Source organism: Microbacterium sp. Cr-K32 (genome assembly GCF_000708345.1).
Classification (GTDB): Bacteria; Actinomycetota; Actinomycetes; order Actinomycetales; family Microbacteriaceae; genus Microbacterium; species Microbacterium maritypicum_A.
In genome coordinates, this window is record NZ_JARD01000008.1 from 341,681 (window position 1) to 367,517 (window position 25,837).

The 25,837-nt window shown below is 65.5% G+C and carries 24 protein-coding genes; 14 read left to right on the forward strand and 10 right to left on the reverse strand.

Translation table 11 applies throughout. The features are described from left to right. Positions 1 to 225: 225 nt before the first annotated feature. The 3 genes from GZ64_RS19810 (at position 226) to GZ64_RS0103015 (ending at position 3,181) form a co-directional block, all read left to right on the forward strand. Positions 226 to 648, forward strand: a complete 423-nt coding sequence (locus GZ64_RS19810; RefSeq protein ID WP_136025447.1) for a hypothetical protein — start codon at positions 226 to 228, stop codon at positions 646 to 648. A 217-nt stretch (positions 649 to 865) separates the two neighbouring features. Beyond that, positions 866 to 1,744 carry a hypothetical protein gene (locus GZ64_RS19360; protein WP_051667817.1) on the forward strand — a complete coding sequence of 293 codons (879 nt, stop codon included), beginning with the start codon at positions 866 to 868 and terminating at the stop codon, positions 1,742 to 1,744. Positions 1,745 to 2,110: 366 nt separating this feature from the next. Then, positions 2,111 to 3,181, forward strand: coding sequence for an IS110 family transposase (locus GZ64_RS0103015; protein WP_029265061.1), 1,071 nt, complete (start codon positions 2,111 to 2,113; stop codon positions 3,179 to 3,181). Positions 3,182 to 3,282: 101 nt separating this feature from the next. Here GZ64_RS0103015 and GZ64_RS0103020 read toward each other — a convergent pair whose 3' ends face one another. Beyond that, on the reverse strand, positions 3,283 to 4,854 hold the full coding sequence (locus GZ64_RS0103020; protein ID WP_081859646.1) for a peptidoglycan DD-metalloendopeptidase family protein: 1,572 nt from the start codon (positions 4,852 to 4,854) through the stop codon (positions 3,283 to 3,285). Between the two features lie 911 nt (positions 4,855 to 5,765). Here GZ64_RS0103020 and GZ64_RS0103030 point away from each other — a divergent pair. Then, on the forward strand, positions 5,766 to 6,491 hold the full coding sequence (locus GZ64_RS0103030; RefSeq protein ID WP_029265064.1) for a DUF3800 domain-containing protein: 726 nt from the start codon (positions 5,766 to 5,768) through the stop codon (positions 6,489 to 6,491). 233 nt (positions 6,492 to 6,724) lie between these two features. On the opposite strand, the gene GZ64_RS0103035 is transcribed toward GZ64_RS0103030, so the two are convergent. Continuing rightward, a complete protein-coding gene (locus GZ64_RS0103035) occupies positions 6,725 to 7,159 on the reverse strand; it encodes a hypothetical protein (protein ID WP_136025446.1) in 435 nt (144 codons plus the stop codon). A 120-nt stretch (positions 7,160 to 7,279) separates the two neighbouring features. Continuing rightward, on the reverse strand, positions 7,280 to 7,573 hold the full coding sequence (locus GZ64_RS0103040) for a DNA-binding protein (RefSeq protein WP_029265068.1): 294 nt from the start codon (positions 7,571 to 7,573) through the stop codon (positions 7,280 to 7,282). A gap of 108 nt (positions 7,574 to 7,681) precedes the next feature. Here GZ64_RS0103040 and GZ64_RS0103045 point away from each other — a divergent pair, with 108 nt between their 5' ends. Together GZ64_RS0103045 and GZ64_RS18910 are read left to right on the forward strand one after the other, a co-directional pair. Next, positions 7,682 to 7,873, forward strand: a complete 192-nt coding sequence (locus GZ64_RS0103045) for a helix-turn-helix transcriptional regulator (RefSeq protein WP_029265069.1) — start codon at positions 7,682 to 7,684, stop codon at positions 7,871 to 7,873. Next, complete coding sequence (locus GZ64_RS18910; protein ID WP_036330967.1) at positions 7,870 to 8,082, forward strand: helix-turn-helix domain-containing protein; 213 nt, start codon at positions 7,870 to 7,872, stop codon at positions 8,080 to 8,082. Before GZ64_RS0103045 ends, GZ64_RS18910 begins: the two co-directional genes overlap by 4 nt. A gap of 255 nt (positions 8,083 to 8,337) precedes the next feature. On the opposite strand, the gene ppgK is transcribed toward GZ64_RS18910, so the two are convergent. Next, the gene (gene ppgK / locus GZ64_RS0103055; RefSeq protein WP_021200710.1) at positions 8,338 to 9,084 is read right to left on the reverse strand and encodes a polyphosphate--glucose phosphotransferase; all 747 of its coding nucleotides are present in this window, start codon (positions 9,082 to 9,084) and stop codon (positions 8,338 to 8,340) included. A 68-nt stretch (positions 9,085 to 9,152) separates the two neighbouring features. Between ppgK and GZ64_RS18915 the strand changes: the two genes are divergently transcribed. From GZ64_RS18915 to GZ64_RS0103075, 4 genes are read left to right on the forward strand one after another with little or no spacing between them, the layout of a single operon-like run. Beyond that, a complete protein-coding gene (locus GZ64_RS18915) occupies positions 9,153 to 9,377 on the forward strand; it encodes a hypothetical protein (protein ID WP_021200709.1) in 225 nt (74 codons plus the stop codon). Positions 9,378 to 9,379: 2 nt separating this feature from the next. Beyond that, positions 9,380 to 10,717, forward strand: a complete 1,338-nt coding sequence (glnA, locus tag GZ64_RS0103065; protein WP_021200708.1) for a type I glutamate--ammonia ligase — start codon at positions 9,380 to 9,382, stop codon at positions 10,715 to 10,717. Between the two features lie 9 nt (positions 10,718 to 10,726). Then, positions 10,727 to 13,702 carry a bifunctional [glutamine synthetase] adenylyltransferase/[glutamine synthetase]-adenylyl-L-tyrosine phosphorylase gene (locus GZ64_RS0103070; protein WP_029265070.1) on the forward strand — a complete coding sequence of 992 codons (2,976 nt, stop codon included), beginning with the start codon at positions 10,727 to 10,729 and terminating at the stop codon, positions 13,700 to 13,702. Positions 13,703 to 13,752: 50 nt separating this feature from the next. Further along, positions 13,753 to 14,673: a diacylglycerol/lipid kinase family protein gene (locus GZ64_RS0103075; RefSeq protein ID WP_029260275.1), complete on the forward strand. Its 921-nt coding sequence runs from the start codon at positions 13,753 to 13,755 to the stop codon at positions 14,671 to 14,673. A gap of 27 nt (positions 14,674 to 14,700) precedes the next feature. Here the strand turns inward: GZ64_RS0103075 and GZ64_RS0103080 are convergent, their stop codons facing one another. Then, positions 14,701 to 15,834 (reverse strand): AI-2E family transporter, encoded by a 1,134-nt coding sequence (locus GZ64_RS0103080; protein ID WP_231479814.1) that lies wholly within the window; start codon positions 15,832 to 15,834, stop codon positions 14,701 to 14,703. A gap of 70 nt (positions 15,835 to 15,904) precedes the next feature. Further along, positions 15,905 to 17,416 carry a LuxR C-terminal-related transcriptional regulator gene (locus tag GZ64_RS0103085; protein WP_051667818.1) on the reverse strand — a complete coding sequence of 504 codons (1,512 nt, stop codon included), beginning with the start codon at positions 17,414 to 17,416 and terminating at the stop codon, positions 15,905 to 15,907. 205 nt (positions 17,417 to 17,621) lie between these two features. Between GZ64_RS0103085 and GZ64_RS0103090 the strand changes: the two genes are divergently transcribed. After that, positions 17,622 to 18,563 (forward strand): DUF1214 domain-containing protein, encoded by a 942-nt coding sequence (locus GZ64_RS0103090; RefSeq protein WP_029265072.1) that lies wholly within the window; start codon positions 17,622 to 17,624, stop codon positions 18,561 to 18,563. 85 nt (positions 18,564 to 18,648) lie between these two features. On the opposite strand, the gene glnA (GZ64_RS0103095) is transcribed toward GZ64_RS0103090, so the two are convergent. Further along, positions 18,649 to 20,073: a type I glutamate--ammonia ligase gene (gene glnA, locus GZ64_RS0103095; protein WP_021200702.1), complete on the reverse strand. Its 1,425-nt coding sequence runs from the start codon at positions 20,071 to 20,073 to the stop codon at positions 18,649 to 18,651. Positions 20,074 to 20,220: 147 nt separating this feature from the next. Here glnA (GZ64_RS0103095) and GZ64_RS0103100 point away from each other — a divergent pair, with 147 nt between their 5' ends. After that, positions 20,221 to 20,649 carry an RDD family protein gene (locus GZ64_RS0103100; RefSeq protein WP_029260307.1) on the forward strand — a complete coding sequence of 143 codons (429 nt, stop codon included), beginning with the start codon at positions 20,221 to 20,223 and terminating at the stop codon, positions 20,647 to 20,649. Between the two features lie 17 nt (positions 20,650 to 20,666). Here the strand turns inward: GZ64_RS0103100 and GZ64_RS0103105 are convergent, their stop codons facing one another. Beyond that, complete coding sequence (locus GZ64_RS0103105; RefSeq protein ID WP_029260308.1) at positions 20,667 to 21,158, reverse strand: ATP-dependent zinc protease family protein; 492 nt, start codon at positions 21,156 to 21,158, stop codon at positions 20,667 to 20,669. Positions 21,159 to 21,178: 20 nt separating this feature from the next. On the opposite strand from GZ64_RS0103105, the gene GZ64_RS0103110 reads away from it, so the two are divergent. Then, the gene (locus GZ64_RS0103110; RefSeq protein ID WP_029265073.1) at positions 21,179 to 22,366 is read left to right on the forward strand and encodes a RimK family alpha-L-glutamate ligase; all 1,188 of its coding nucleotides are present in this window, start codon (positions 21,179 to 21,181) and stop codon (positions 22,364 to 22,366) included. Positions 22,367 to 22,428: 62 nt separating this feature from the next. Here GZ64_RS0103110 and GZ64_RS0103115 read toward each other — a convergent pair whose 3' ends face one another. Continuing rightward, entirely contained in the window at positions 22,429 to 23,139 is a 711-nt protein-coding gene (locus GZ64_RS0103115) for a DUF4191 domain-containing protein (protein ID WP_021200699.1), read from the reverse strand. Positions 23,140 to 23,300: 161 nt separating this feature from the next. Between GZ64_RS0103115 and GZ64_RS0103120 the strand changes: the two genes are divergently transcribed. After that, a complete protein-coding gene (locus GZ64_RS0103120) occupies positions 23,301 to 24,812 on the forward strand; it encodes a hypothetical protein (RefSeq protein WP_029265074.1) in 1,512 nt (503 codons plus the stop codon). Between the two features lie 11 nt (positions 24,813 to 24,823). On the opposite strand, the gene GZ64_RS0103125 is transcribed toward GZ64_RS0103120, so the two are convergent. Then, a partial coding sequence (locus GZ64_RS0103125) for a 2-oxo acid dehydrogenase subunit E2 (RefSeq protein WP_029265075.1) occupies positions 24,824 to 25,837 on the reverse strand: 1,014 nt, incomplete at its 5' end.

The window sequence follows — 25,837 nt, forward strand, 5'->3', positions numbered from 1 at the left end:
AGACCACTCCGGGCAGAGTCCGCGGAGAGTCCGCAGAACTCCCAAGCACGCTGTCGGCGGCTTCTCGAGTCCGGTCATCAGAGTCCGCCCACATGTGCCCGTACGTGTCCAGCGTCTCTATCGCGGATTCGTGGCCTAGCCGAGCCTGAACCGTTTTCACTGACTCGCCGTATCGGATCAACAGGCTCGCGTAGATCGACTAGGCGGCCCGCTACGCTCAGCAAGGTGAATGAGTGGCAATTTCTTGCGGCTGTAGCCGTACCCGTGTTTGGCTTCCTCGGTGCCCTCGGCCAGCGCGAACGGACTCCGGGCCAGTTTCGGCGCTTGCGGGAAGCGGCTGCGGCGCTCAAGGACCTGCCGCCCGGAACTGAAGCTCACGCAGCCATAAGCGAACTCGTCGCAGCTCAAGCACGATCGATGACCGCGCGTGAGGCTCGAACTCTCAACGTGACGAACCTCATCCTTTCCATGATCCTTGGAGGGTTCGCAGCCTGGGCCACGTACGGACTCTCCGTCTGGTGCATTAGTACCTGGGCAACACCCTGGGGGTGGGTTTCGCTGACCGTGAGCATCGTGATCGGACTCGCACTGATGCTATTTGTTGGTGCTGCCTTTGGAACCATTTACAACCCGAAATCTCACAAGTAGGTAGTCCGGCCGGGACGCGGCCAGATGCCCTACTTATCACCCGCGTCCGCGATTGGCCCATGTCCGCGGCGTTCGGCTTGCAACTGGTCTGGCGCGGCACGCGGCGAGGACTAACCGTGCCCAGCTCGCGCATCCGTGAGCTGGGGCCGCGTTGCTCCACTCCCAGCATGGTCAGTCTGTACGTAGTCGCGCGGGCAGCACCGCTATGTTCGGAGAGATGGCCAATTCTGACCCCCGACCTACATGCTTCATCGCGATGCCGATCACCACGCATAGCGACACTGTCGAGAGGTTCGGCGGAGACACGGCCCATTGGGATCACGTCATCGAGACAATCTTCGTGCCGGCGATCGAAGCCGCAGGATTCGTTCCGGTTCGTCCTAGCGTGCGGGGGACGGATCTCATCCACGGCGAGATCATTCGGCAGCTCTCCAGCGCCGACATGGTGTTGTGCGATCTGAGTGATCACAACCCCAACGTCTTTTTTGAACTCGGCGTACGCACGTCCGTGAACAAGCCCATCGCCCTCGTGCGCGACGAACACACTGAACTCCCCTTCGACACTTCCAACCTCAACACCCACCGGTACAAGTCGACCCTCAACGCTTGGGACACATCCTCCGAGGTTGAGAAGCTGAAGACTCACATCGAGGACAGCGTCGCGACGTGCAAGGGCGAAAATCCGCTTTGGCGCCACTTTGGACTGACAATCACCGCTTCACAGCCTGAGGTCACGGAGTCTTCAGCAGACGCGAAGCTCGAGCTGATTTGGGAGGGGCTGCGAGACCTTCGGCGAGATTTCACCTCAGCAGGAAACGCCAGCGCGCACACGGACCAGCTGAACAAACAGCAGGTTCAGCGCGAACGAGATGTTGCGCATGAAGTGGCGCGTGTGCTCGGGGTAAAGCAGTACAAGCTGCAAACTGGATTCGAAGGCGCTGACCTACGGCTGATCTTCCCCCACACGCCGCACGGAATCGAACTAGTGGACAAGATCACCGAGGCGGCATCTTGGCATGCCTTCGAGCTTAAGCATGCGTCACTCGCTGCAGACAGCCTCGTATTGTTGTTCGAGGATCACGACCCTAAGCGTTGAGGTTAGATAGCAGGATCCTTGCCTTCTACGGCGTTGCCCCACACCCAACATCGAGTCGCCCCATACCTGTGAGACTCGGGGCGGCCGATCTGGGATTGGCTGGCAGGGTTGGCGTTGGCAGTTCTCAACAGGTTCGTGACTCACCCCAGACCTGGCCCCGTAAGGGTGCCTTCTGCTGGACTTGTCCGTTCCTGGTGGGACGGCCGACGTCGATCCGGCCCACGTCGGTGGCTTGATTAGAAGCCTGTCCAACCGATCAAGGTTGTGACTCCTCACAGAGTTGCCCCGAAGTGATTCCTCCCGGATCAGCGCCGGCCGCGTGCGGCCAGCCCTGAATGATCCATCGAGAGGAAGGAGGCGGCCGCAGTGACTATCGTCGCGCAATCCCGCTCCTATGTCATCGGCGTGGACTGTCACGCCCGCACCCACACCTACGCCATCATCGACCCGCGCACCGGCGAGCAGCTCGGCTGCGAGCAGTTCCCGACGACCCCGTCCGGCCTCAACCGGGCGATCAGCTGGGCGGCCCGACGCACGGGCGGCGACGCGACCACGCTTTGGGCGATCGAGGGCGTCGCCACCTACGGCGCCCAGCTCGCGCGCGCCGTCACCGATACCGGATTCGATGTCGTTGAAGCACCGCAAACGAGCGCCAGAGCACGGCACGGAATCGGCAAGTCCGACCCGATCGACGCACGAATGATCGCCGCGGCAACTCTCGGGCTGGACGATACCCAGTTGCGGCGACCTCGACAAGACAGGGGCGTCCGCGCGGCTCTGCGCACGCTCGTCGCGGCGCGCGACATGATGGCCGGCGAAAGGACGATGAACATCAACGCCCTCACCGCCCTGCTCCGCGTCAACGGTCTCGGTGTCGACGCTCGAAAGTCACTCACCCGCACCCAGATCGCCGCGGTCTCAAAATGGCGGGAACGCTCCGAGACTCTCGAGACCCAAATCGCTCGAGCAGAAGCCATCCGGCTCGCTCGACGCATCCGTGACCTGAACGACCAGCTCGCCACGAACAAAGCTGACATGGTGCTTCTCATCAAGAGCAGCCCGGCTGCTCCGATACTTGACGAACCCGGCATCGGCCCCGTTACCGCCGCAGTGGTCTTGACCGCCTGGTCTCACCACGGCCGCGTTCGCTCCGAAGCCGCGTTCGCCGCTCTCGCCGGCGTCAACCCCATCCCCGCCTCCAGCGGCAACACAACCCGACACCGCCTCAACCGCGGCGGCGACCGACGCCTCAACAAAGCGCTCCACATGGCCGTCGTCAACAAGCTCCAATACGATCCCGACACACGCGCCTACGTCGCGCGAAGAGTTGCAGAAGGCCACAGCAAACGAGAGATCCTCCGCATCATCAAGCGCTACCTCGCCCGCAGACTCTTCCGAATGCTGAACACACTCCACAGCGTCCCGTCAGCGGTTTGACATTGGGCATCTGAGCACGAAGGATCCCCACCTGGCCAAGTGGGGATCCTTCGTCGTTCGCTATTTGCTCTGCACGGCCAAGGGCGTTCGGGGCTGGCGGGCTACATAGCTGCCCAAGGGCCGAACGCGCCTCCGGGTGTGGATTGCCCCGATCCGACGACGGCACCAGCCGAGCTCGTGCCGTAGACCGCATTGAGGCCCGCTGTGGTGCGAATGCTGGCAAGGGCGGTCATCAGGGTTGCTCCCGAACCGATCTGCGCCCACCCTGCTGGAGTTGGGACGGTGTTCACAGTCGAGCCCCAGACCGTGCCGTCGCCGCCCAGAGAATAGATGGAGTAGGTAGACCCTGTTTGCAGGACTGACGGTGTCGCGCTTCCGACCGATACTGGACCGGAGCCCAAGTTGACCCAGGCGCCGAATGCTCCGTTAGGGACGTCATGCGACACGCTCGAGACAGTGCTACCGGCCCCGGCGAATACGGTGAGTCGGTCCGAATCGTTGATGACAGCGGGGTCGGTGGAGATGCCCGCCCCGCCTGTACCCAGGTCGGCCCACGCGGCGAAGGTCGAGCCCACGGACGTCTGTGCGGTGCCGAAGATCTGGGACGACTCGGTTCGGGCGAACAGAGCGATCCGGCCGTCCGAGTATTTTGCGAGGGCCGGTTTGCCTAGGAGGCGGGTGTTGGACGTACCGATCGGGGTCCATGAGCCGAAAGATGCGCCGGCAGACGTCTGAGCGACACCGGCGATGGTTCCGGAATCGGTCGCGGCGTACACTCCAATGGCGCCGCTATCGTACTGGACAGCGACGGGGTCACCGACGATTCCGTTGCCGCCGGCGCCGATCGTTGTCCAGGGAGTGAAAGGCCCACCGATGGAGGTCTGGTTGGTGCCTACGATCGTGCCAAGAGTGGTGCGGGCATAGATCGCAAGGATGTTGCCGTTGAGCCACAGCACAGATGGGCGACCGGTCAAAGTCCCAAGATCCCCGCCGAGCTTCGCCCAGGGCGACAGCCCCGCCCCGGGGCTGGCTTGACTGGCGCCCCAGAGGTTTCCATCGGTACGGATCGCGTAGAGCGAAATGCGATTCGCCGTGTCGATGACTGCGCTCGGTCCGTTGGCCGCCCGGGCTGCACCGCTTGGTGTCGTTGTGGCGAGTGGAGCGCCGTTCATGAAAGGGTCAGGATTGATGGGGACATCGTTGAGGCGGATCTCAAGGTGCAGGTGCGCCCCGAAAGACCTTCCCGTGTTACCCACCCTGCCGAGATAGTCTCCGCGCCGCACCGGACCCACGGAAACTCGAGTCCCCTCAAGCATGTGCCCGTAGATAGAGCGGTAGCCATCTGCGTGCTGAATCCAGATGCTCTCGCCGTAGGCACCCCCCGTACCGGTGACGTCGCTGATGATGATCGTCCCATCTGCGACTGCATAGATGGGAGTGCCCTCACCGGGAGTGAAGTCGATCCCTGCGTGCACGTTCGGTATGAATCCGCGAGATCGCGAGGACAAGGACGTAAACGGGTAGCCCCACGTCACCGCAGCGGATGCTGCAGTCGGGAGTCCGAAGATATCTGCTGCGACCGCTGATGCGGCAACAGCTGTCCCCGCCGCTGCGATGAACGTGCGGCGGGACAACGGACGAGGTGAGCGGAAGCTTGGTGTGGAAGACGTCATCCCCGCATCCTACTGACCAGCTCGAAACGCAACGCAGGCTGCTACTACTCTCCTGGTGTCAGCCGCCTCAATAGGCACCAGACCGGCCTCGGTCACTGGCTCAATCACGGACGCTTCAGTGGGCGTCGGCGGCGCGATATTTGTTCGCCTTCCGGTCAACGATGTACGCGCGGACCCTGGCAGCAACGTCGGTGAACACCCTCCACACCACCCCGCGTCAGCTTGACATTCATAGAAGCGTCCAACATCGAAACGTATGCTGGCCAGCCCTGAACTCGATGCCAGCGGCGAGCGGTATGGAACGTACGATCTTCGCGTCGGCCCTCACTGCCTCGGCGCCGAATCGCGCCCACGCCCGTACCCGCTTTTGAGTGCCGTGCGGGTAGATGGTGACTGGTTGCTCGCGTAGAGCCAGATCGCGGTCGGTGAGCGACTGGAGGGGACCGCGCTTCGCTGCTTCAAGGACGACCCGCGCCTGCGACTGCATGTAGCCGTACGCCGATAACGTCGCACCCGGATTCCCCACACCGGCACCCCTTTCTCCGGCCCACACCCAGGGTAGCAATCTTCGAACAAATGTTCTATTCTCTTGATCCATGGAAACGCCAGCGATCGAACGCGTCGTAACCCTGTGGATGGCCAACGACATCCCCGCACGGATGATCTACGCAGGCCGACGATGGCGCGTCACAGACACCCCCACACGACTCTGAGGCACTCCACCTGGACCGCCCCCTCGACGAACCACACCACGGCCTGTAAGGGTGGAGATTTCAAGGAACCGACGACAGCGGGATCTCATTCGTGTTCGACGTCTACAAGGGCGAAGACGGCTGGCACGTCCACCGGACGTATGACTAATTCGGCGACTTTACGAGCGTGCGCGGGGGCCGACTGTCAGAATCATCCCTATGCCCGCATACGCCAAGCTGCCCAAGAATCATCCGGTCGCCACGTGCTTCCTCGATGAAACTGGTTCGATTTCGAACGATCGGTTCTTCGGAGTCGGACTCGTGAGCCTAGAGGAACCGTCGCGCCTTCTCCGGAGCGTCCAGAATTTGCGTGATCGGAAACACTGGTACAACGAGTTCCACTTCTCGAGTGTCACGAGGGACAGCCTCGAGATCTACAAACAGCTTGTCGACCTTTCGCTGGCAGTCCAGGGCTTTCACTTCTATTGCTTCATCGCCGACCGAACTGGCGCTGATCCCGTCGAACGCTTCGGTGACCGTTGGACTGCGTACTTGAAGATGTCCGAGCAGCTTGTTGTCGCAAGCTTTCCGCCAGGAGCTGTGGTTAGCGTCGTCGCCGACAACTACTCGACGCCGGCATCAGTCTTGTTCGAGGAAGAACTCCGTTACAGCATCAACCGACGGTTCCGTCGTCTTGCAGTGCAATCGGTCTACCGCGCGGACTCGCATGCCTTCGATGGGCTTCAGGTGGTCGACCTGTTTACATCGGCTGCAGCGTTCGAGTTCCGAGCCAACGCGGGCCTTGCGAGTCACTCAAGCGAGAAGGGCAAGCTCGCGGCATACGTTCGCGAGTCCCTCGGGACGGAGACCTGTCTGACGGGATGGCGCAACTCTGATCACAGCATCCAGATCTACAACCATGGGCACGGCCAGGTGGCGCCGTAAAAAAGGAACAGCCCTGGCAGTGCCAGGGCTGTTCCGTAAGACGTAGGGCTATAGACCAGAGGTCCACACCCGTGATACCAGTGTAACACGTCGTCAAGCAAATCAACGAGAGAGATCGCTTGGCATCGCTAGGCAGCGAGGCGATCTACCGGGATGCTCTGATGGGCATAACCACTCCCGTAGCCCATCCGCGGATCGTCGTACCAATCACAGCTTCACCTCCCGTTCAGTCGCTAGTCCATATTGCAGTCGGCTCGGGGGGTGACGGTTGCTTCCCCACATACAAGCTTGAGCACGTCCGTATACCGGTCGCTCATGGTTGGCGCGACCTCAACCCATTCATACTCTTCGCCTCTGGCGTACGGGAGTGCACCAGCGAGACCTCGGGCTGCTTGCCATCCTTCAGCGCTTCCATAGACGTACACGCGGTTGAGCGCGTCCTGGAAGGTATTTCGAGAGTCAAGCCAGCGGCTAACGAACTGATCAGAACGCAGCACGTCGATCGCATCCGGCGGTAGCGTGCCCCGCAAATCGTGTGCCTTGAGTACGTCGTTGGTGCGATTGGCGTAGTCATCGGCCGCATCGACGAGCGCCAGGTACGCATCCGCACGCAGTTCTCGTTGCTCGGCTTGTTGACTCACTTCGATCTGACGCTCCACGGTCAGCATCGTTATCCCACCGCCGATGAGGACTCCCACCAAGCCCGCAACCAGCGGTAGCCAAGTCTGCAACCCGAGTGCGCTCTTCCTGCTCGCCATACAGCGACTATCTCATCGGGCTGAGAGAATCTACTGACGCGACGCGTTCCGATCGATGTACGCCTGGATCGCTTCACGCGTGTAAAAGACGAGCCGACCATGCTTCACGAACTCAGGACCAGCACCGGGAGTCATGCGCCACACGGCGAGATTGTTCTTCTTCGCGCGGAAGATGTATGCGGCCTCATCGGGTGTGAGGAGACGATCGACTGAACCAGCGGAGCCGGTGGGGGCTGTCGTGACGTCCCCATTCAGCTTCCGGATCACCTGATCGGCGACCATGCCTGCGAACTCGGCCATGAACTTGTCTGCGACGGATGCCATGCGCAAAGTCTCAATGCCGAAAGGTGTGCGGAGCCTTATGTATGTACACCTCAAGGCGTGTATGTACACCACAAGACTCACAGGCAAGCGGGCCTATCGTCTCCGTCCATGAGTACCCCGATCCCGACCACGAAGCAGGCCGCCGCATACTGTGGCCTCGCATCCGCCCAGTCCCTCTACAACCTCATCAGTGAGGGTGTCGGACCCGTCTACTTCAAACAGGGTCGCCGCAACGCTTTCTACGAATCCGACCTGGACGACTGGAACCGTGCCCGACTCGCACGGGCCGACCGCGCATGACCCTGCTGCTGGCCGACGAACTGGCGGCCGAACTCCGCTGCTCTGCACAGACGGTGTATCGCCTGGCCCACCAAGGTGACATCCCCGGCATCTGTGTGGGCCGGTCGTGGCGGTTCGACCTCGAAGAAGTCAAAGCAAAGCTGAGCGCCCCACCCGAGGTCGATCCTTGGGTGCGCAAGAGCGGCGTGACGCGGCGATGGGCGCCATAGCGGGGGGCATAGCGAGGTGTATGTACACCGCACCCAGTCCGCAGATAGTCCGCAGAATTGTCAATCAGCGCCCGCGCGAGCCATCGGGAACCAACCAACAAAACCCTGTTCAAGACTGATAACCGAGTGTCGCCAACCATCGTCAACAACGAGGTTCAGAACCCGGCGTACAGGTCGGCCCATTCGCCTCACACGAACGAAGGCCCCGATGACTGCAGAGTCAGCGGGGCCTTGGTGTGTCCGGCGTCGTGGCGATCAGTCCCCGGCCAGGGACGCCGCACCGATGATGCCGGAGTTGTTGCGGTGGATCGCCGGGACGATCGGGGTCTTGAGATCGAGAAGCGGGAGGAAGTCGCCCGCATTCTTCGACACGCCGCCGCCGACCACGAACAGGTCGGGGCTGAACAGGAACTCGATGTGCGAGTAGAACGCCTGCAGGCGCTCGGCCCACTCGGCCCAGGTGAGGTTCTCGCGCTCGCGCGCCGAGGTCGCGGCGTACGTCTCGACCGACTCGTACTCACGGAAGTTCAGGTGCCCGAGCTCGGTGTTCGGCAGCAGCACACCGTCGTAGAGGAAAGCCGATCCGATACCGGTGCCGAGGGTCGTCAGAAGGGTGAAGCCGCGCACGTCCCTGGCGGCTCCGTGGCGGGCCTCCGCGACGCCGGCGGCATCGGCGTCGTTGACGAAGACGATGTTGCGGCCGAGGCCGTCCCGGAAGAACCGCTCCGCGTCGAAGTCGATCCACTCCTTCGAGACGTTCGCGGCGGAGAGGGTCTTGCCGCGCTTGACGATCGCCGGGAAGGCGACACCGAGCGGAAGGGTGGAGTCGTGGACGTCGAGCGTCTTCAGAACGGTCTGCACGGCGTTGAGCACATCCTGCGGCGATGCGCCCTCGGGAGTGGGGACCCGCACCCGGTCGGATGCCATGATTCCGTGCTCGAGGTCGACGATTCCTGCTTTGATACCCGTGCCGCCGATGTCGACGCCGATCGCTTTTGCCATGGGCGATAGCTTAGCGACCGCGGTGCGCGCCAGTAGGATCGATGACATCACGTGAAGAAGGGGCAGACATGTCTGACGGCGACCACAAGTACTGGTACAACTCCACGACCGGCGAGATCGAGTTCGGCATGATCTCGCCCTCCATCGACCGCATCGGTCCGTTCGACACGGAGGCCGAGGCCCGCCGTGCGCCCGAGGTCGTCAAGGAGCGTTCGCGCGCCTGGGCCGAGGAAGAGGCCGTCGAGCAGGGCTGGGATGTCAAGGGCGACGCAAAGGGCCAGGGCGCAGAGTAGCCATGGACAAGCAGAGGGACTTCGTCCTCCGGACCATCGAGGAGCGCGGCGTCAAGTTCGTGCGGCTGTGGTTCACGGACGTGATCGGCACGCTCAAGTCGGTGGCCATCGCGCCGGCCGAGGTCGAGGGCGCCTTCGCGGAGGGCATCGGGTTCGACGGTTCGGCGATCGAGGGGCTGACACGCACCTACGAATCCGATCTGCTCGCGCAGCCCGATCCGACGACGTTCCAGACGCTGCCCTGGCGCGGGGAGATCGACCCGACCGCGCGCATGTTCTGCGACCTGACGACGCCCGACGGGCAGCCGGCCGTCGCCGACCCGCGTCACGTGCTCAAGCGCACGCTCGCGAAGGCCGCGGACGCCGGATTCACGTTCTACACGCATCCGGAGATCGAGTTCTATCTGCTGAAGTCCTCCTCGTTCGGTCCCGACGGCCCCGTGCCCGTGGACTCGGCCGGATACTTCGACAATGTTCCCGGTGGCACGGCACACGACTTCCGCCGCCGCTCGGTGCGGATGCTGGAAGACCTCGGCATCTCCGTGGAGTTCAGCCACCATGAAGGCGGCCCCGGGCAGAACGAGATCGATCTCCGTTACGCGGACGCACTCACGACAGCCGACAACATCATGACCTTCCGCACGGTGATCAAGGAGGTGGCGATCGAGCAGGGCGTCTATGCGACGTTCATGCCGAAGCCCCTCAGCGACCAGCCCGGCAGCGGGATGCACACGCACATGTCGCTGTTCGAAGGCGACCAGAACGCGTTCTACGAAGAAGGCGCCAAGTACCAGCTGTCGAAGACAGGGCGGCACTTCATCGCGGGCCTGCTCCGTCATGCGAACGAGATCTCTGCAGTCACCAACCAGTTCGTCAACTCGTACAAGCGCCTGTGGGGCGGCGACGAGGCGCCGAGCTTCGTGACCTGGGGCCACGCCAACCGCTCCGCTCTCGTCCGCGTGCCGATGTACAAGCCCAACAAGAGCCAGTCGTCCCGCGTGGAGTACCGGGGCATCGATTCGGCGTCGAACCCGTATCTCGCGTACGCACTCCTGCTCGCAGCGGGGCTCAAAGGAATCGAGGAGGGATACGATCTCCCGCCCGAGGCCGAGAACAACGTGTGGTCGCTGAGCGACGCCGAGCGGCGTGCACTGGGCTACGAGGCGCTGCCGGCGAGTCTCGACCATGCCCTGGAGTACATGGAGGCATCCGAGCTCGTCGCGGAGACGCTGGGCGAGCAGGTCTTCAACTACGTGCTGCTCAACAAGCGCAAGGAATGGGAGGCCTACCGAGGTCAGGTCACCCCGTTCGAGCTGAAGAGCAATCTCGAACTGCTCTGATCCGCACAGATGGCGCGTCCTGACGATTCGGTCTCCCTCTCCGCGCTGGCGAGGCTCGGCTTCTCCGAGTTGAGTGAAGCCGCGGCCTCTCTCGCTGAGCTGGCGGCCATTCTGGATCAGCCGCGCTCGGTCCTGCTCGAGGCGGCCGACGCCGCCGACCCCGATGCAGCGGTGCGCGGACTCCTGCGGGTGGCGCGCCGCGACGAGGAGCCGTTGCGGCGGCTGCTGGTCGACGAGGAGACCCGTCGGCGGGTATGGCGGGTGTTCGGCGCGTCGGAAGGGTTCGCCGAGTTCTTCCTCCGCCACCCGGATCAGCTCTCGGTCCTGGAAGGGCCGATCGTCGGGCTGCCCTCGTCGGCGGAGCTGCAGGAGCGCCTGCTGGCTGCGGTGGGCGCGGAAGACGGCTTCGCGCAGTCGGGCGACGATGATGCGGTCGTCGCGATCAGAATCGCGTATCGTCGGCATCTCGCCGCGATCGCCGCCTATGACCTCTCGCATCCGCACCCGGAGTCGATCGTCGGACCGGTGTCTGCGGCGCTGGCGGACATCGCAGGTGCCGCCCTCGAAGCGTCGCTCGCCGTCGCCAGGGCCAGACTGCAGGCATCGATGGGCCGTGCGGAAGTGGCCGCGACGCGTCTCGCCGTCATCGGGATGGGCAAGGCCGGGGCTCGCGAGCTGAACTACGTCAGCGACGTCGATGTGATCTTCGTCGGCGGGAGTAGCGACGAGGAGATCCTCTCGGAGGCGCGGGCGATCGATATCGCCACGCGACTCGCGCGCGAGACCATGCGCAACCTCGACGCCATCGAGGTGGAGCCGCCGCTGTGGGAGGTGGACGCCGCTCTCCGCCCCGAAGGCAAGCAGGGTGCACTGGTCCGCTCGCTCGCGTCGCACCTCGCGTACTACGACCGCTGGGCGAAGAGCTGGGAGTTCCAGGCGCTGCTCAAGGCCCGTCCGATCGCGGGAGACGCCGAGCTCGGGGGCGAGTACATCGCCGCGGTGCAGCCGAAGATCTGGTCGAGCGCGGCGCGACAGGACTTCGTGGAGAGCGTGCAGCGCATGCGGGAGCGCGTGATGGAGCACATCGATCCCGAGGATGCGCCGTATCAGCTGAAGCTCGGAGCCGGCGGTCTGCGAGACATCGAGTTCACGGTGCAGCTGCTGCAGCTGGTCCACGGTCTCACCGACGAATCGCTGCGCACGCGTGGAACCCTGGAGAGTCTCGACGCACTCGTCGAGGGCGGCTACATCGGACGCGTCGATGCAGCCGCGTTCGCCGACGACTATCGTCTGCTGCGGCTCATGGAGCACCGCCTCCAGCTCAGGGAGCTCAGCCGCACGCATCTGATGCCGCGCACTCCTGCCGGTCTTCGGATCCTGGCGCGAGGCACCGGACTGGCCGAGAGCGGCGAGGGCGTGTGGGCGCGCTGGGAGAGCGTGCGTCGCGAGGTGCGCGAGATCCACACCCGCCTGTTCTACCGGCCGCTGCTCAGCGCCGTCGCCGGGCTGCCGGAGGAGGAGCGCACGCTCTCCGCAGCCCAGGCGCACGACCGCCTGGCGGCGATCGGGTTCCGTGACCCGGCGGGAGCTCTCCGGCACATCGGCGCCCTCACGAGCGGACTGAGCCGTAAGGCGACGATCCAACGCCACCTGATGCCCATCATGGTGCGGTGGTTCGCGGACGGCAGCGACCCCGACTATGCGCTCCTCGCATTCCGGCGCATCAGCGAGCGTCTCGGGGACACTCCCTGGTTCCTGCGGATGCTGCGGGACTCCTCAGGGGCCGCCGAGAGTCTCACCCGCCTGTTGTCATCCTCACGCTACGTCGGGGAGCTCCTGGAGTGGATCCCCGAATCCGTGGCATGGTTGGACAGCACGGGGCGTCTGCGCCCTCGGGGCGCGGCAGCGCTCGACGAGGAGGCTCGTGCGATACAGACGCGTCATGAGTCCATCGGCGATGCGCTGCGCGCCGTCAGGGCGCTGCGCAGGCGTGAGCTCCTGCGCACCGCTATGGGAGCAGTCCTCGACGTCCTCACCATCGAAGAGGTGGCCACCGCACTCACCGAGATCACCGAGGCCACGATTCAAGCCGCCCTGCGCGCGGTGATCCGCGAGGTGGTCCCGCTCGAAGACGAGGCGTTGGACTTCGCCGTCATCGCGATGGGACGGTTCGGTGGCGCCGAGCTCGGCTTCGGGTCCGACGCCGACATCCTCTACGTGTACGACGCGAACGGCGTCGATCCGCAGCGCGCCCAGAAGCTGGCGACGCAGATCGTGGCGGGGCTGCGCGAGCACCTGACCGATCATCGCCTCCCGCTCGACCTCGATGCCGATCTGAGGCCGGAGGGACGCAACGGGCCGGTCGTGCGATCCATCGAGGCGTACACGGAGTACTACCGACGGTGGTCGCTGTCGTGGGAGGCGCAGGCCCTGCTCCGCGCCCGCGGCGTCGCCGGGAGCGCGAAGCTGATCACGCGTTTCACCGCCCTGGCCGACACGATCCGCTATCCCGAGTCCGTCGATCTGCAGGGCACACGTGAGATCAAGCGGATCAAGGCCAGGGTCGAGGGGGAGCGGCTGCCGCAGGGCGCCGATCCGCGGCGTCACCTGAAACTCGGTCCCGGCTCGCTCAGCGACGTGGAGTGGCTGGTGCAACTGCTGCAGCTGCAGCATGCGCACGCGGTTCCCGGGTTGCGCACGACGTCGACGCTCGGTGCCCTCGAGGCTGCCGTCGCCGCTGATCTCGTCTCCGAGGAGGACGCGCTGCGCCTTCGTGAAGCCTGGCTCCTGTCCAGCCGTCTCCGCTCTGCGATCACCCTGCTCACGGGGCAGACGAGTGACGTGCTGCCGGCGGATCGTCGACAGCTCGACGCGATCGGCAGGCTCCTGGGCTACCCCGATCGATCGGCGACCGAGCTCGAAGAGGATTACCTCGGGGTCACCCGACGCGCACGGAAGACCTTCGAGCAGCTCTTCTACGGCTGAGTCCGCAGCCTGAGTTTGCGGTATCGGGCGAGGTGTCCCAAGCTGACGATATGACCCACGCACGTATCGGCATCGTCTGGAACCCTTCGAAGGTCGAGCAGGAGGTCCTGCAGACCGCCGTGAGCGGCGTGTTCGACGCTCAGTACGACATCCGCTGGTGGGAGACGACTCCGGAGGACCCGGGCCGGGGCATGGCTCGTGAGGCCCGCGAAGACGGCCGGGACATCGTGATCGCCGTCGGCGGCGATGGCACTGTACGCGCCGTCGCGGAGTCCCTGGCGGGGTCTGACACAGCACTGGGGATCGTGCCGCAGGGGACGGGCAATCTGCTTGCGCGCAACCTCGACGTTCCGCTGAACAACGTGAAGGCGGCGTTGGAGCGCGTGCGCGACGCCGAGCCCCGTCGGATCGACCTCGGCTGGGTCTCGTACGACGGCACCGAGCACGCCTTCGCCGTGATGGTCGGCTTCGGCGTCGATGCGCAGATGCTGGTGGAGACCGACGACGACCTCAAGTCCAAGGCCGGCTGGCTGGCCTACGTGGAGGCGATGGGCCGCGCACTCGCCGGCACCGAGATGACCGACATCACTCTGGCGATCGACGGGGAGAAGGCCGTGGCCGTGCGGGGACACACCATGCTCATCGGCAACTGCGGGATGGTGCAGGGCGGCATCCGGCTGCTTCCCGATGCGGTGCTCGACGACGGCAAGCTCGACGTGCTCATGATCAGCGCGGACGGTGCGCTGCAGTGGCTCGACACACTCCGTTCCTTCGTCTGGGACAACGGCATCCGCCGTCTCTTCGGTGCCACCGACGAGGCCGTGAGCACCGAGTCCGCCCGCCACCTTCCGGTCGAGAGCATCTCGGTCGAGCTGAAGACGCCCCTCGTGTTCGAGATCGACGGCGAGGAGATGGGCGAGGTCACCGCGTTCGACGTCCGCGTCGAGCCGGGCGCCCTCCTGGTCCGCTGAGGTCGAACGCCCCGTCCCGTCCCCGTGTCAGCGGGTGATGGGTGGGGGGACGATCTTGCGGTCCTGCGCGGGGAACGTCACCTTCTGGATGATGATGATGATGCTCGCGGCCACGGGGATCGCGACCAGGGCGCCCAGGATGCCGCCCAGCGCGGCGCCGGCCACCGCGGCGATCACGACGAGCGCACCCGGCACGGCGACGGCCTTGCTCATGATGCGCGGCGACAGCACGTATGCCTCGATCTGCATGTAGATGAGGTAGTAGATGATCGCGATCAGCGCGGTCAGCGGAGAGACGAACAGGCAGATCAGCGAGTTGATGATCGACGCGGTCAGCGTGCCGACCAGCGGGATCATCGAGCCGATGAAGGCGATCAGGGCGAGCAGGGCCGGAACCGGGGCGCCGATGATGCTGAGGAAGATGAGGCTCAGGATGCCGTTGATGAGTGCGAGGCTCACCTGGCCGATGACGTAGCGGCCCACGGCGCCGGAGACGTCTTCGAGGAGGCCGCTGAAGGTGTCGCGCTGGTAGGCGGGCACGAAGCGGGCGGCCACGTGCTTCATGCTGCGCAGGGACGCCATGAAGTACAGGGTCAGGATCAGGACGATCGTGATCCCGGTGAAGCCGCCGGCGATACCCGCGCCCACGGCGAACACACCACCCCCGATGTCGAGGAAGTTGTTGGGGTCCTGCACGAAGCCGAGGATGCCCTGCACGGCGTCGTCGATCGTCGAGCCGAACTGACCGCTGACGTCCTTGAACCAGTCGCTGGCCATGAAGTCCTTGATCATCTGCGGTCCGTCTTTGATCAGGTTGCTGATCTGCTCGACGAGCAGCGGGACGATCGCGAGGATGACGCCGGCGAACGCCAGGATGACCGCGGCGACCACGATGGTGACGGCCGCGGGGCGGGGGAGCTTCTTCTCGATGAAGGTGACGATCGGATCGAGCCCGAGTGCGAGGAACACGGCGACGCCGATGTAGACGAGCACGGTCGCGAGCTGCCCGACGATGCTGCCGATCCCCAGCGCCACGAGGACTCCGAGGGCGCCCAGCAGGCCGAACATGAATGGGTTGGTCCTGGCGTATGCGGCGACCGCATTCGACGGCTGCGATGAACGCGGCTCCGCCGACGCGCGCAGCTCGGTGTTCGCGGTCACTCTTCTACGGCGCATGATTCCCCCGGTCGATGGTCAGACTCACCAGTTGATCACCCTGGATCCCGCGCGGTCAAGCCGGTGGCGCGGCGTGGCGATGTCTGATTCCTGACCTCGCGTCGACGTTGAGGACGGCCTCCCGACGCGAGGTGACGCCGAGCTTGCGATAGATGGAGCTGATGTGGGTCTTGACGGTGGGATAGGCGACCCCCAGACGCGTGGAGATCTCCTCGGCGGTCATCGTCGTGCGCAGGTATGCGAGGACTTCGCTCTCGCGCGGGGTGAAGATGCCCGTCCGTCGTCGGGCCAGCTCTCCGCGTCGTTCGAGAATCGTTCCGAGGAACTCATCGTGGCGGGATCCGCGGTGGGCATGGGCGATCAGGAGATCGCCGATGAGCGGATCATCCGAGAGGAATGGAGTGAGGATCCGCTCGGGGGCTGCGGATTCGAGGGCTCTGTCGAGCTGTTCGTGCGCGTCCGCTCCATGCCCTGCGGTGGAGCGCAGGGCCGCTGCAGTGACGAGCGTGCTCGCCCGCGCGTAGCGTGGCAGCGCGCCCGATATCGCCAGCCGCAGCGCCTGCGCAGCCGACGCGGGTTCTTCGAGGACACGATAGAGCTCCGCGAGCACCGCGTGGGCGACAGCGGCACCGGGGCGGGCGAGTGCCGGCGCCGCGATGGTTCGAGCGCGGTCGTCGTGTCCCTCGGCGTGCGCGAGCAGTGCGGAGATCACGCGTCGCAGCGTGTCCCAGGGGATGCCGTGCTTATCGTCCTTGCTCACCCCGTGGAGCAGGCCGGCCGCGGCGAAGTATCGGTCTTCGCGCCTGAGCGCGATGATGCTCATGACCAGGTACAGCCGGGCGAGGGCTTCGAAGTTGTTGCCGGGAGCGCCGTCGTCCACTGCTTGTTCGAGGTGGGCGATCGCTTCGTCGTAGTCGCCTCGCCAGTATGCGATGGTGCCGCGGTTCGCCTGGGGGAGCCCGCCCTCGAAGATGTCCCAGTCCGACGGCTCGCACGAGACGGGAAGCGCATCGAGCGTCTGCTCGGCAGCGGTGAAGAGACCGGCGTGGGTCAAGGCGAAGGCGAGATTGGACTGGGCGAGGCGGTAGGTCTCCGGTCGGCCGCGCAAGCGGGCTTCGTCTGAGGCTGAGCGCAGGAGGCCGATGGCACCGGAGAGGTCGCGACGGAGGCGCACTTCCGTCCAGCCGAGGAGGAAGAGCGCCGAGGGATAGTCGTCGTCGGGCCCGCACTCGGTCAGAGCTTCTCGAGCGCGATCGGCGACCGTGGCCTTCGTCGGGGTGTCGGCAGCGAGGAGGAGCTCGGTGAAGCAGACTACGAAGTCATCGTCAGCGATGCGCATTCCTTGGCCACGAAGGAACGTGGCACCGTGGGAATCGCCGAGGAGGTCGCGGCAGCAGGCACGGATGAGGAGGACGTGCGGGTCGTGCGGCTCGGGGTGGGCGAGGCAGAGCTGTTCGAGTTCGCGGGTGCGGGATTCGAGGATGAGACGGAGCCAGTTCCGGCGCAGCGCCGCGCGGGCGAGTGCCGGATCGCTGGGAGACAGGGCCTCGCGGACGGCATCGATCACGGGACAACGATATCGGCGTGGGAATCCGTGATGTTGGTGGGGTCGGCAGATCTCATCCGATGAGGATGACGTGTGCGTCCGGAGACCGACGAGGCGAACAGAATCGCAACGGGGCCCGCGCTGCCGGATCGTGTCAGGGCCGGCCCATCCGACCCCGACCCATGCTTCGCGGTGAGCCTGCGCCGCGAGAGAAAGGAACGACGACATGTCAGCCACGAAGGTGAACGTCCGCAACTTCGCTCGTGCCGAGTCCGACTTGATGTTCTCCCGGCTCGCCGCCGGGAGAACGCTCGGGACCTGGAATCACACGCGAGAGCTGAAATCGCTCGATGATCAGCCCATCATCCGGCAGAACCGGGACACTCTCTACAGCAGTGCCGTCATCGATGTGCGCGAAGGAGTCACGCTCACGCTGCCCGACACGGGCGGTCGTTACGTCTCCGCCTTCGTCGTGAATCAGGATCACTACGCGCCGTTCCTGTTACGCGAGCCCGGCGACCATGCGCTCACACGCGCAGCCGTCGGAACCGACTACGCGGCGGTCCTGATCCGCATCCTCGTCGACCCGAACGACGCCGAAGACATCGCCGAGGTGAATCGCCTCCAGGACGCACTTCGTCTCGTGGGCGGCGGATCGGGGGAGTTCCCGCTCCCTGAGTACGACGAGTCGTCGCAGTCGGAGACCCGTGATGCTCTGCTCACTCTCGGGCGCGGCGTCTCGACCTACGATCGTGCGTTCGGCACGAGGGAGGAAGTGGATCCCGTCATGCACCTGCTGGGCGTCGCCGGCGGATGGGGCGGCCTGCCCGAGTACGAGGCGACCTACATCAGCGTTGACGAGGGCCTGCCGGTCGGGGACTATCGTCTGCGCCTGACGGACGTTCCCGTCGACGCCTTCTGGTCCGTCTCGCTCTACAACGCCGCCGGCTATTTCGAGGAGAACGAGCTCGGGGTGAACAGTATCAACAGCCTGACGGCGACCGCGGACGACGACGGCGGGATCACCATCCACTTCGGTGCGCACCCTGCCGGCCTCACGAACGCGCTGGTCGTCATGCCGGGGTGGAACTACACACTGCGCCTCTACCGACCGCGCCTGTCCGTGCTCGACGGCACCTGGGTCGCGCCCCGGCCCGAAGCGATCTGAGTGAGGCCCCGCGCCGCCACCCCCACCGCAGAAGAGCCCGTCCCCGCAGAAGCGGGGACGGGCTCTTCGTGATGCTCCGCGGTCGTCAGACGCCGAAGTACAGCTCGTACTCGAACGGGTGCGGACGCTGCGCCATCGGCAGGATCTCGTTCTCGTACTTGTAGGAGATCCAGGTCTCGATGAGCTCCTTGGTGAACACGCCGCCCTCGAGGAGGAACTGGTGGTCGGCCGCCAGCGCGTCGAGCGAGTCGAGCAGGGAGTTCGGAACCTGCGGGATGTCCTTGGCCTCCTCGGGCGGAAGCTCGTAGAGGTCCTTGTCGACCGGCTCGTGCGGCTCGATGCGGTTCTTGATGCCGTCGAGTCCTGCCATCAGCTGCGCGGCGAAGGCGAGGTACGGGTTGCCGGAGGCGTCGGGGGCACGGAACTCGATGCGCTTTGCCTTGGGGTTCGAGCCCGTGATCGGGATGCGGATCGCGGCGGAGCGGTTTCCGGCCGAGTAGACCAGGTTCACCGGAGCCTCGAAGCCCTTGACCAGGCGGTGGTAACTGTTCAGGGTCGGGTTGGTGAAGGCGAGCAGGGCCGGCGCGTGCGCCAGGATGCCACCGATGTACCAGCGCGCGATGTCGCTGAGCTGACCGTAGCCGGCCTCGTCGTAGAACAGCGGTTTGCCGTCGCTCCACAGCGACTGGTGGGTGTGCATGCCCGAGCCGTTGTCACCGTAGAGCGGCTTGGGCATGAAGGTCGCGACCTTGCCCCACTCCTCGGCGGTGTTCTTGACGATGTACTTGAACTTGAGGATGTCGTCCGCCGCGTGCACCATCGTGTCGAAGCGGTAGTTGATCTCCTGCTGGCCGCCGGTGCCGACCTCGTGGTGCGAGCGCTCGAGGATGAACCCGGCGTCGATCAGCTTGAGGGTGATGTCATCACGCAGGTCGGCTGTCTTGTCGACCGGGCTGACCGGGAAGTACCCACCCTTGTACGGGGTCTTGTTGCCGAGGTTTCCGCCCTCTTCTTCGCGACCGGTGTTCCAGGCGCCCTCTTCCGAGTCGACGCTGTAGAAGCTGGAGTTGGACGTGACGTTGTAGCGGACGTCGTCGAAGATGTAGAACTCGGCCTCGGGGGCGAAGAAGGCGGTGTCGGCGATGCCGGTCGAGGTCAGGTACTTCTCGGCCTTCTTGGCGACCTGACGCGGGTCCTTCGAGTAGATCTCGCCGGTGCGCGGGTTGTAGATGTCGAACAGCATGACGAGCGTGCTCGCCTCGCGGAACGGGTCGACGTACGCCGTCGTGACGTCGGGGATGAGCTGCATGTCGGACTCGTGGATGCTCGCGAAGCCGCGGATCGACGAGCCGTCGAACAGCTGGCCGTCGGTGAAGAAAGCCTCGTCGACCGTCGATGCAGGAATGTTGAAGTGCTGCTGAACACCCGGGAGATCGGTGAAACGGATGTCAAGGAACTTGACGTCGTTCTCCTTGATGTAGCTCAGTACCTCGGACGAATCTTTGAACATGTACGACTCCTGTAATGCGGATCGATGGCTTCACGGCCACTCTGCAGAGTACGGACGGGGGATTTCTCTACGGTATCCGCTTTGTTTCGGGCGTGTTACAGGCGCGAGGGCGTCAGAGCGGCATTTCGCGCTCGGTAGGCTGGGGGAGTGACGGATGCTGTGAACACGTACCCCGGTGAACGACTCGGACTCCCCGAATCCGGCTCCGGGAGCATCGCCCGTCCCGGACGCCGCATCGGAGCGCTCCTGATCGACTACACCGCGGCGACGATCATCGCGACCGGATTCCTCGGATTCAACCAGTTCGCACTGCCGACGGAAGCCGGCCTGAGCCAGTTCGCTCCGATGCTAGTGTTCGCCGTGTTGCAGATCGTCTTCATCCCGACCGCCGGCGGCAGCCCGGGACACCGTATCCTCGGCATGCGTCTTGCTCGCATGGACGGGAGCTGGGTCGGTCTGTGGCGTCCGATCGTCCGCACGCTTCTGCTCGTGGTCGTCGTGCCTGCGGTGATCTGGGATGCCGATCAGCGTGGTCTCCACGACAAGGCCGTCGGCACGGTTCTGATCCGCACCTGACCTGCGGCGGGCTGCCGTCAGTCTCGCCCGCGGTTGCGCCGACGTGCTTCGCGCGGGGCTCGTCCGCCGAGGAACGAGCGGGCGGGGTCGACCACGTAGCCGCGGCGCAGCGCCTCCCGGCCGATGAGCATCCGGAAGCCCATCTCGTCGCGGTTGCTCAGGGTGACCTCCGCCAGCACCTCGCGGTCCACCAGCCGGATCAGCAGCTCGACCACGAGGCGTTCCTGGGCGTGCCCGGACGAGCTCCGCACCGCACGACGATCATGGATCGGGCATTCGACGACGACCGCGTCCTCCTGGCTGTCCTGCCAGGGCTTGACCTTGAACCGCACCCACGGCTGCTCGTCCTGTTCGAACTCCACGATGTCGAAAGCATGCAGAGACGACGTGCGCGCACCCGTGTCGATCTTGGCCTTCAGCCAGTCCACTCCGAGATCGGGCAGGCTCACCCATTCTCGCCACCCCGTAAGGGTGTTTGAATGGGGGGTAGTCCTACTCACCTGATACATCCTGGCAGGAAAAATCCCCCGTGAAGATCGCAGTGCTCTCCCGCGCGCCGCAGGCGTACTCCACCCAGCGGCTGCGTGCAGCCGCGCTTCAACGCGGACACAACGTCAAGGTGCTCAACACTCTGCGCTTCGCGATCGACCTCACTGCCGATGAACCGGACCTGCATTACCGGGGTCGCCAGCTCAGCGACTACGACGCGATCCTCCCGCGCATCGGGAATTCGATCACGTACTTCGGCACGGCCGTCGTGCGCCAGTTCGAGCAGATGGACGTCTATACGCCGAACACGGCGAACGGGATCTCCAGCGCGCGTGACAAGCTGCGAGCGAACCAGATCCTCTCGCGCCACAACATCGCGATGCCGCCGACCGCGTTCGTGCGCAACCGCGCCGACGTCCGTCCGGCGATCGAGCGCGTGGGCGGGGCTCCGGTCGTGATCAAGCTCCTGGAAGGTACGCAGGGGATCGGGGTCATCCTCGCCCCTCAGGTGAAGGTCGCCGAGGCCATCATCGAGACCCTGCACTCCACCAAGCAGAACGTGCTCATCCAGAAGTTCATCTCGGAGAGCCGCGGTCGCGACATCCGGGCGCTGGTCGTCGGCGACCGTGTCGTCGCGGCGATGCGACGATCGGCGGCCGGTGACGAGTTCCGATCCAACGTGCACCGTGGCGGATCGGTCGAGGCCATCGAGCTCGATCCGGTCTACGAGCGTGCGGCCGTGCGCTCGGCCCAGATCATGGGCCTGCGTGTGGCCGGTGTCGACATGCTCGAGGGGGACGACGGCCCGCTCGTCATGGAGGTCAACTCCTCACCCGGGCTGCAGGGCATCGAGACGGCCACCAAGCTCGACGTCGCCGGCGCCATCATCGACTACATCGCCGGTCAGGTCGCCTTCCCCGAGATCGACGTGCGTCAGCGTCTCACCGTCTCGACGGGCTATGGCGTCGCCGAGCTGATGGTCCACGGCGCGGTCGACCTCGTCGGGAAGACCCTGGGGGAGGCCGGGCTCTGGGAACGCGACATCACGGTCCTCACGCTGCACCGAGGAGTCAGTGTCATTCCCAACCCGCGCAAGCACGTCGTCCTGGAAGCCGATGACCGGCTGTTCTGCTTCGGCAAGCTCGACGAGATGCGCTCCATGGTTCCTGAGCGTCGTCGTCGGCGCGCCAAAGTCCGCAGGCTGCCGCGACAGCCTCTCTCCGAGTGAAAGAGAGCGCGGCCACCCTCACAGGAGGATGGCCGCGCTCGGTGCTTCTGAGGTGCGGAGAGTCAACGAGGACGCTGGGAGCGCACCTTGGTCGGGTCGATGCCCTTCGGGATCGGCAGCGATGACAGCGACTGGGAGACGGAGTCCACGCGGCGGATGACGGCGGCCATAGTGGCCTTGTCGATCGCCTTCGGGAGCTTCTTGATCGTCTTCGAGAGATCGGCGATCGCCACCTCGTCGTCGCCGTGACCGACGTAGAGGACGGTGACCGGGACGCCGTGCGCGACACGCTGTGCCTTGCTGCGCTCCTCGTTCACGAGACGCGTCAATCGGCCGCGTGCACCTTCACCGACGATGACGATGCCTCCGCGCCCGATCGTGCGGTACACAGCCTCCTGGGTCTTCGGGTTGATGCCGACGGGAGTCTCGGATGCCTGCCAGCTGCGCCCGAGGCTCGTGCTGAGCACGTGTCCGGTGGCGCCGGGCATGCCGTCGATCTTGCTGTACATGGCGGAGGTCGAGAGGCGCGTCATCAGGAACAGGGCACCGAGGATGCCGAGCATGAGACCGGTGATCCCCCAGAGGACGAGCGTCCAGATCTGGAAGGGCGGGATGAGATAGCCGGCGACGAGGCCGAGCAGCACGCCGCCGATGAGGATGGCAGCCTGCGCCCACGGCAACCAGGAGTATGCCTCACGTGTGAACCGGAAGAGGGACTTGATCTGGGAGAAGAACCCAGGACGCTTTTCGGGTTCAGGAGCACGCTTTGCCATGAGGACCAGCCTACCGAGTCCCGGAGCCTCCTGATGTCGGCGTTCGCGCGAAGCGGAGGGGACCGGCGCCACCACTCCTGCACATCAGAGGATTCGGCGGAATCCGTCGCGATCATCCCCGGGCACCGGGATCGGGCTGAGGTCTGCGCTGTGATGGAGCAATGGAAGACATCGCGATCGACGACGGCCGGGGCGGGCCGCTCGTACCGGGCGCGCATCGCGTGGTGAGAACGCTCGATGCGACGGAGGGGCCCTTCCCCGGCACTCTCGTCGCGAACGGGGACGGCGTCGCCGTGAGAGTGGACGCGGCGGCGCTCGGCGGGTGGGTGGGATGGGGTTTCTCCGGCGCCGAACACATCGCTGCGCCGATCGATGTCGTCCGGCGCCAGGGAGGGCACGACGTGTTGCTTCCGTGGTGCACGGAGCGTGTGAGCAGCTTCGTGGGCCGCCGTTCGGTGGGAGGAGGGGGCATCACGCCGGGCGAAACCACCACTCTCGTCGTCAGTCTCCTGCGGGGACTCGACGAGTTGGGAGAGGGCATCGACGGCATGCGCACCGGGGCATGGTGGCTGACGGATGGCGGGCGACCGGTGTTCGTGCTGGGGGACGGCACGGACGCGAGGGCGGGGACCGTGGAGATCCTGGAACAGCTGGCGGAGCGCAGTTCGGACAAAGTGCTCAGACGCGCGACCGGTGCGATCGAGGAGGCCCTGCGGAAGGTCATCGCCCAGCCGCGTCTGCCCCGCAGGCTCACCGAGGCGTGGGAGCAGTCGATGCTCGACGTCGCCGCGCCGCAGCCGCTCGAACGCGAGATCCATGCTGCGGAACGAGCGCGGGACGTCGCCCGTGCCGTCGTTCCGCACGTCTCTGGCCTTCACGAAGGGGGGCGACGTCTGCGCGCGGACCGGACTCCGAGCAGGGGGTCGCGTCGCGGAAGCCGCGCGCGGGAGGCGATCGGCGATGCGATGCGCTCATCGATCGGCGAGGTTCTTGCGCGTGTGGATCGCATGAGAGGAACGCAGGCTTCGCGAACCGGTCGCCAGAGCGTACGCCGTGGGCGATCCGCTGAGACCGGGAAGCTGCGTCGACGTTCCCTGCTCGTCGCGGGCGCGGCTGCGGCGCTTGTGCTTGCCGGCGGACTGCTGCTGCCGGAGGGAGAAGCGTCGGGTAAGGGCGCTGACCTGTCTGGTGGCAGTGGTCAGGCGCGGGCATCGTCGTCGCCCGACGATGCGTCTCCGGCGGCCTCGCCTTCCGTGATCGGTGCCCCGGAAGAGAGCGAGGACTCCGACCCTGAGGACTCAGCCCCCGAGGGCTCAGAGCCCGAGGAGTCGGCCGCGGGCATCGATCCCGTGGCGGCAGCCTCATCGCTCCTCCGCGCGATCGCGGATTGTCGGGCCGCGGGAGACACCTCGTGCGCAGACGCGGTGTCCGGCGACGCCGCGCGAGTGATGAAGGCCCTCGACGGGCTGCCGCCCTCGGCCGCGGAACTGGTGGATGAATACGGCGACGTCGCGGTGGTGCGCCTCGCATCGGCAGGTCGGGAGGGAGGCGCGGAGGGGGAAGAGGGCGGGGAGGAAGACGAGAGTTCGGATCAGACGATCGTCGTGCTCATCCGCACAGGAGAGAAATGGCTGGTCCGCGACGTCTACGACGTCGCGGACCAGCCAGGATGACTCTTCGCCCGTCAGGCGCCGAGATGAGCGGCGAACTGTGCCGACTCGAGTCGCGCCTTCACGGCGCCCAGGAAGCGGGCGGCGTCTGCACCGTCGATGATGCGGTGGTCATAGGAGAGAGCGAGGTACACGTACGACCGGACAGCGATCGCGTCGGTGCCTCCGACCTTCACGAGACCCGGACGCTTGACGACCGTTCCGGTGCCCAGGATCGCTGACTGCGGCAAGAACACGACCGGCGTGTCGAACAGGGCGCCACGCGAACCGGTGTTGGTCAGCGTGAACGTTCCACCGGCCAGCTCGTCGGGCTTCAGCTTGTTGTCACGGGTCCGTGCCGCAAGATCGGCGATCTCGTGCGCGATCTGGGCGATGTTCTTCGACGCCGCGTCACGCAGCACCGGCGTCAGCAGGCCCCGCTCGGTGTCGACCGCGATCGAGACGTTCTCGCTGGCCGGGTAGACGATGTTCTCACCGTCGACCGTCGCGTTGACGATCGGGAACGCCTGCAGGGCCTCGGCCGTGGCGAGAGCGAAGAACGGCAGGAACGAGAGCTTGTCGCCCGTCTTCTCGAGGAACGAGGCCTTCACGCTGTCGCGGTACTCGGCGAGGGCCGTGACATCGACCTCGACGACCGTGGTCAGCTGTGCCGTCTGCTGCATCGACTCGACAGCGCGCTTGGCGAGGACCTTGCGCAGACGCGACATCGGCTGGGTCGTCCCACGAAGAGGCGACACCTCGAGCGGAGCAGGGGCCGCTGCTGCTGCAGCGGGCGCCGACTTCGCGGTCTCCGCGGCCTTCAGCACGTCTTCCTTGCGGATGCGACCGCCCACACCGGTTCCGGTGACGGAAGCCAGATCCACGCCCTGCTGCGACGCCAGTCGGCGCACGAGCGGGGTCACATAGAGGTTGTCGTTCTCGGTGGGGAGCGCGAGCTTCGATGCGGGCTGAGCGGCGGCAGGGGCCGGAGCAGCAGCGGGTGCCGGAGCAGCCGGGGCCGGTGCAGCGGCAGGTGCCGGAGCAGCAGG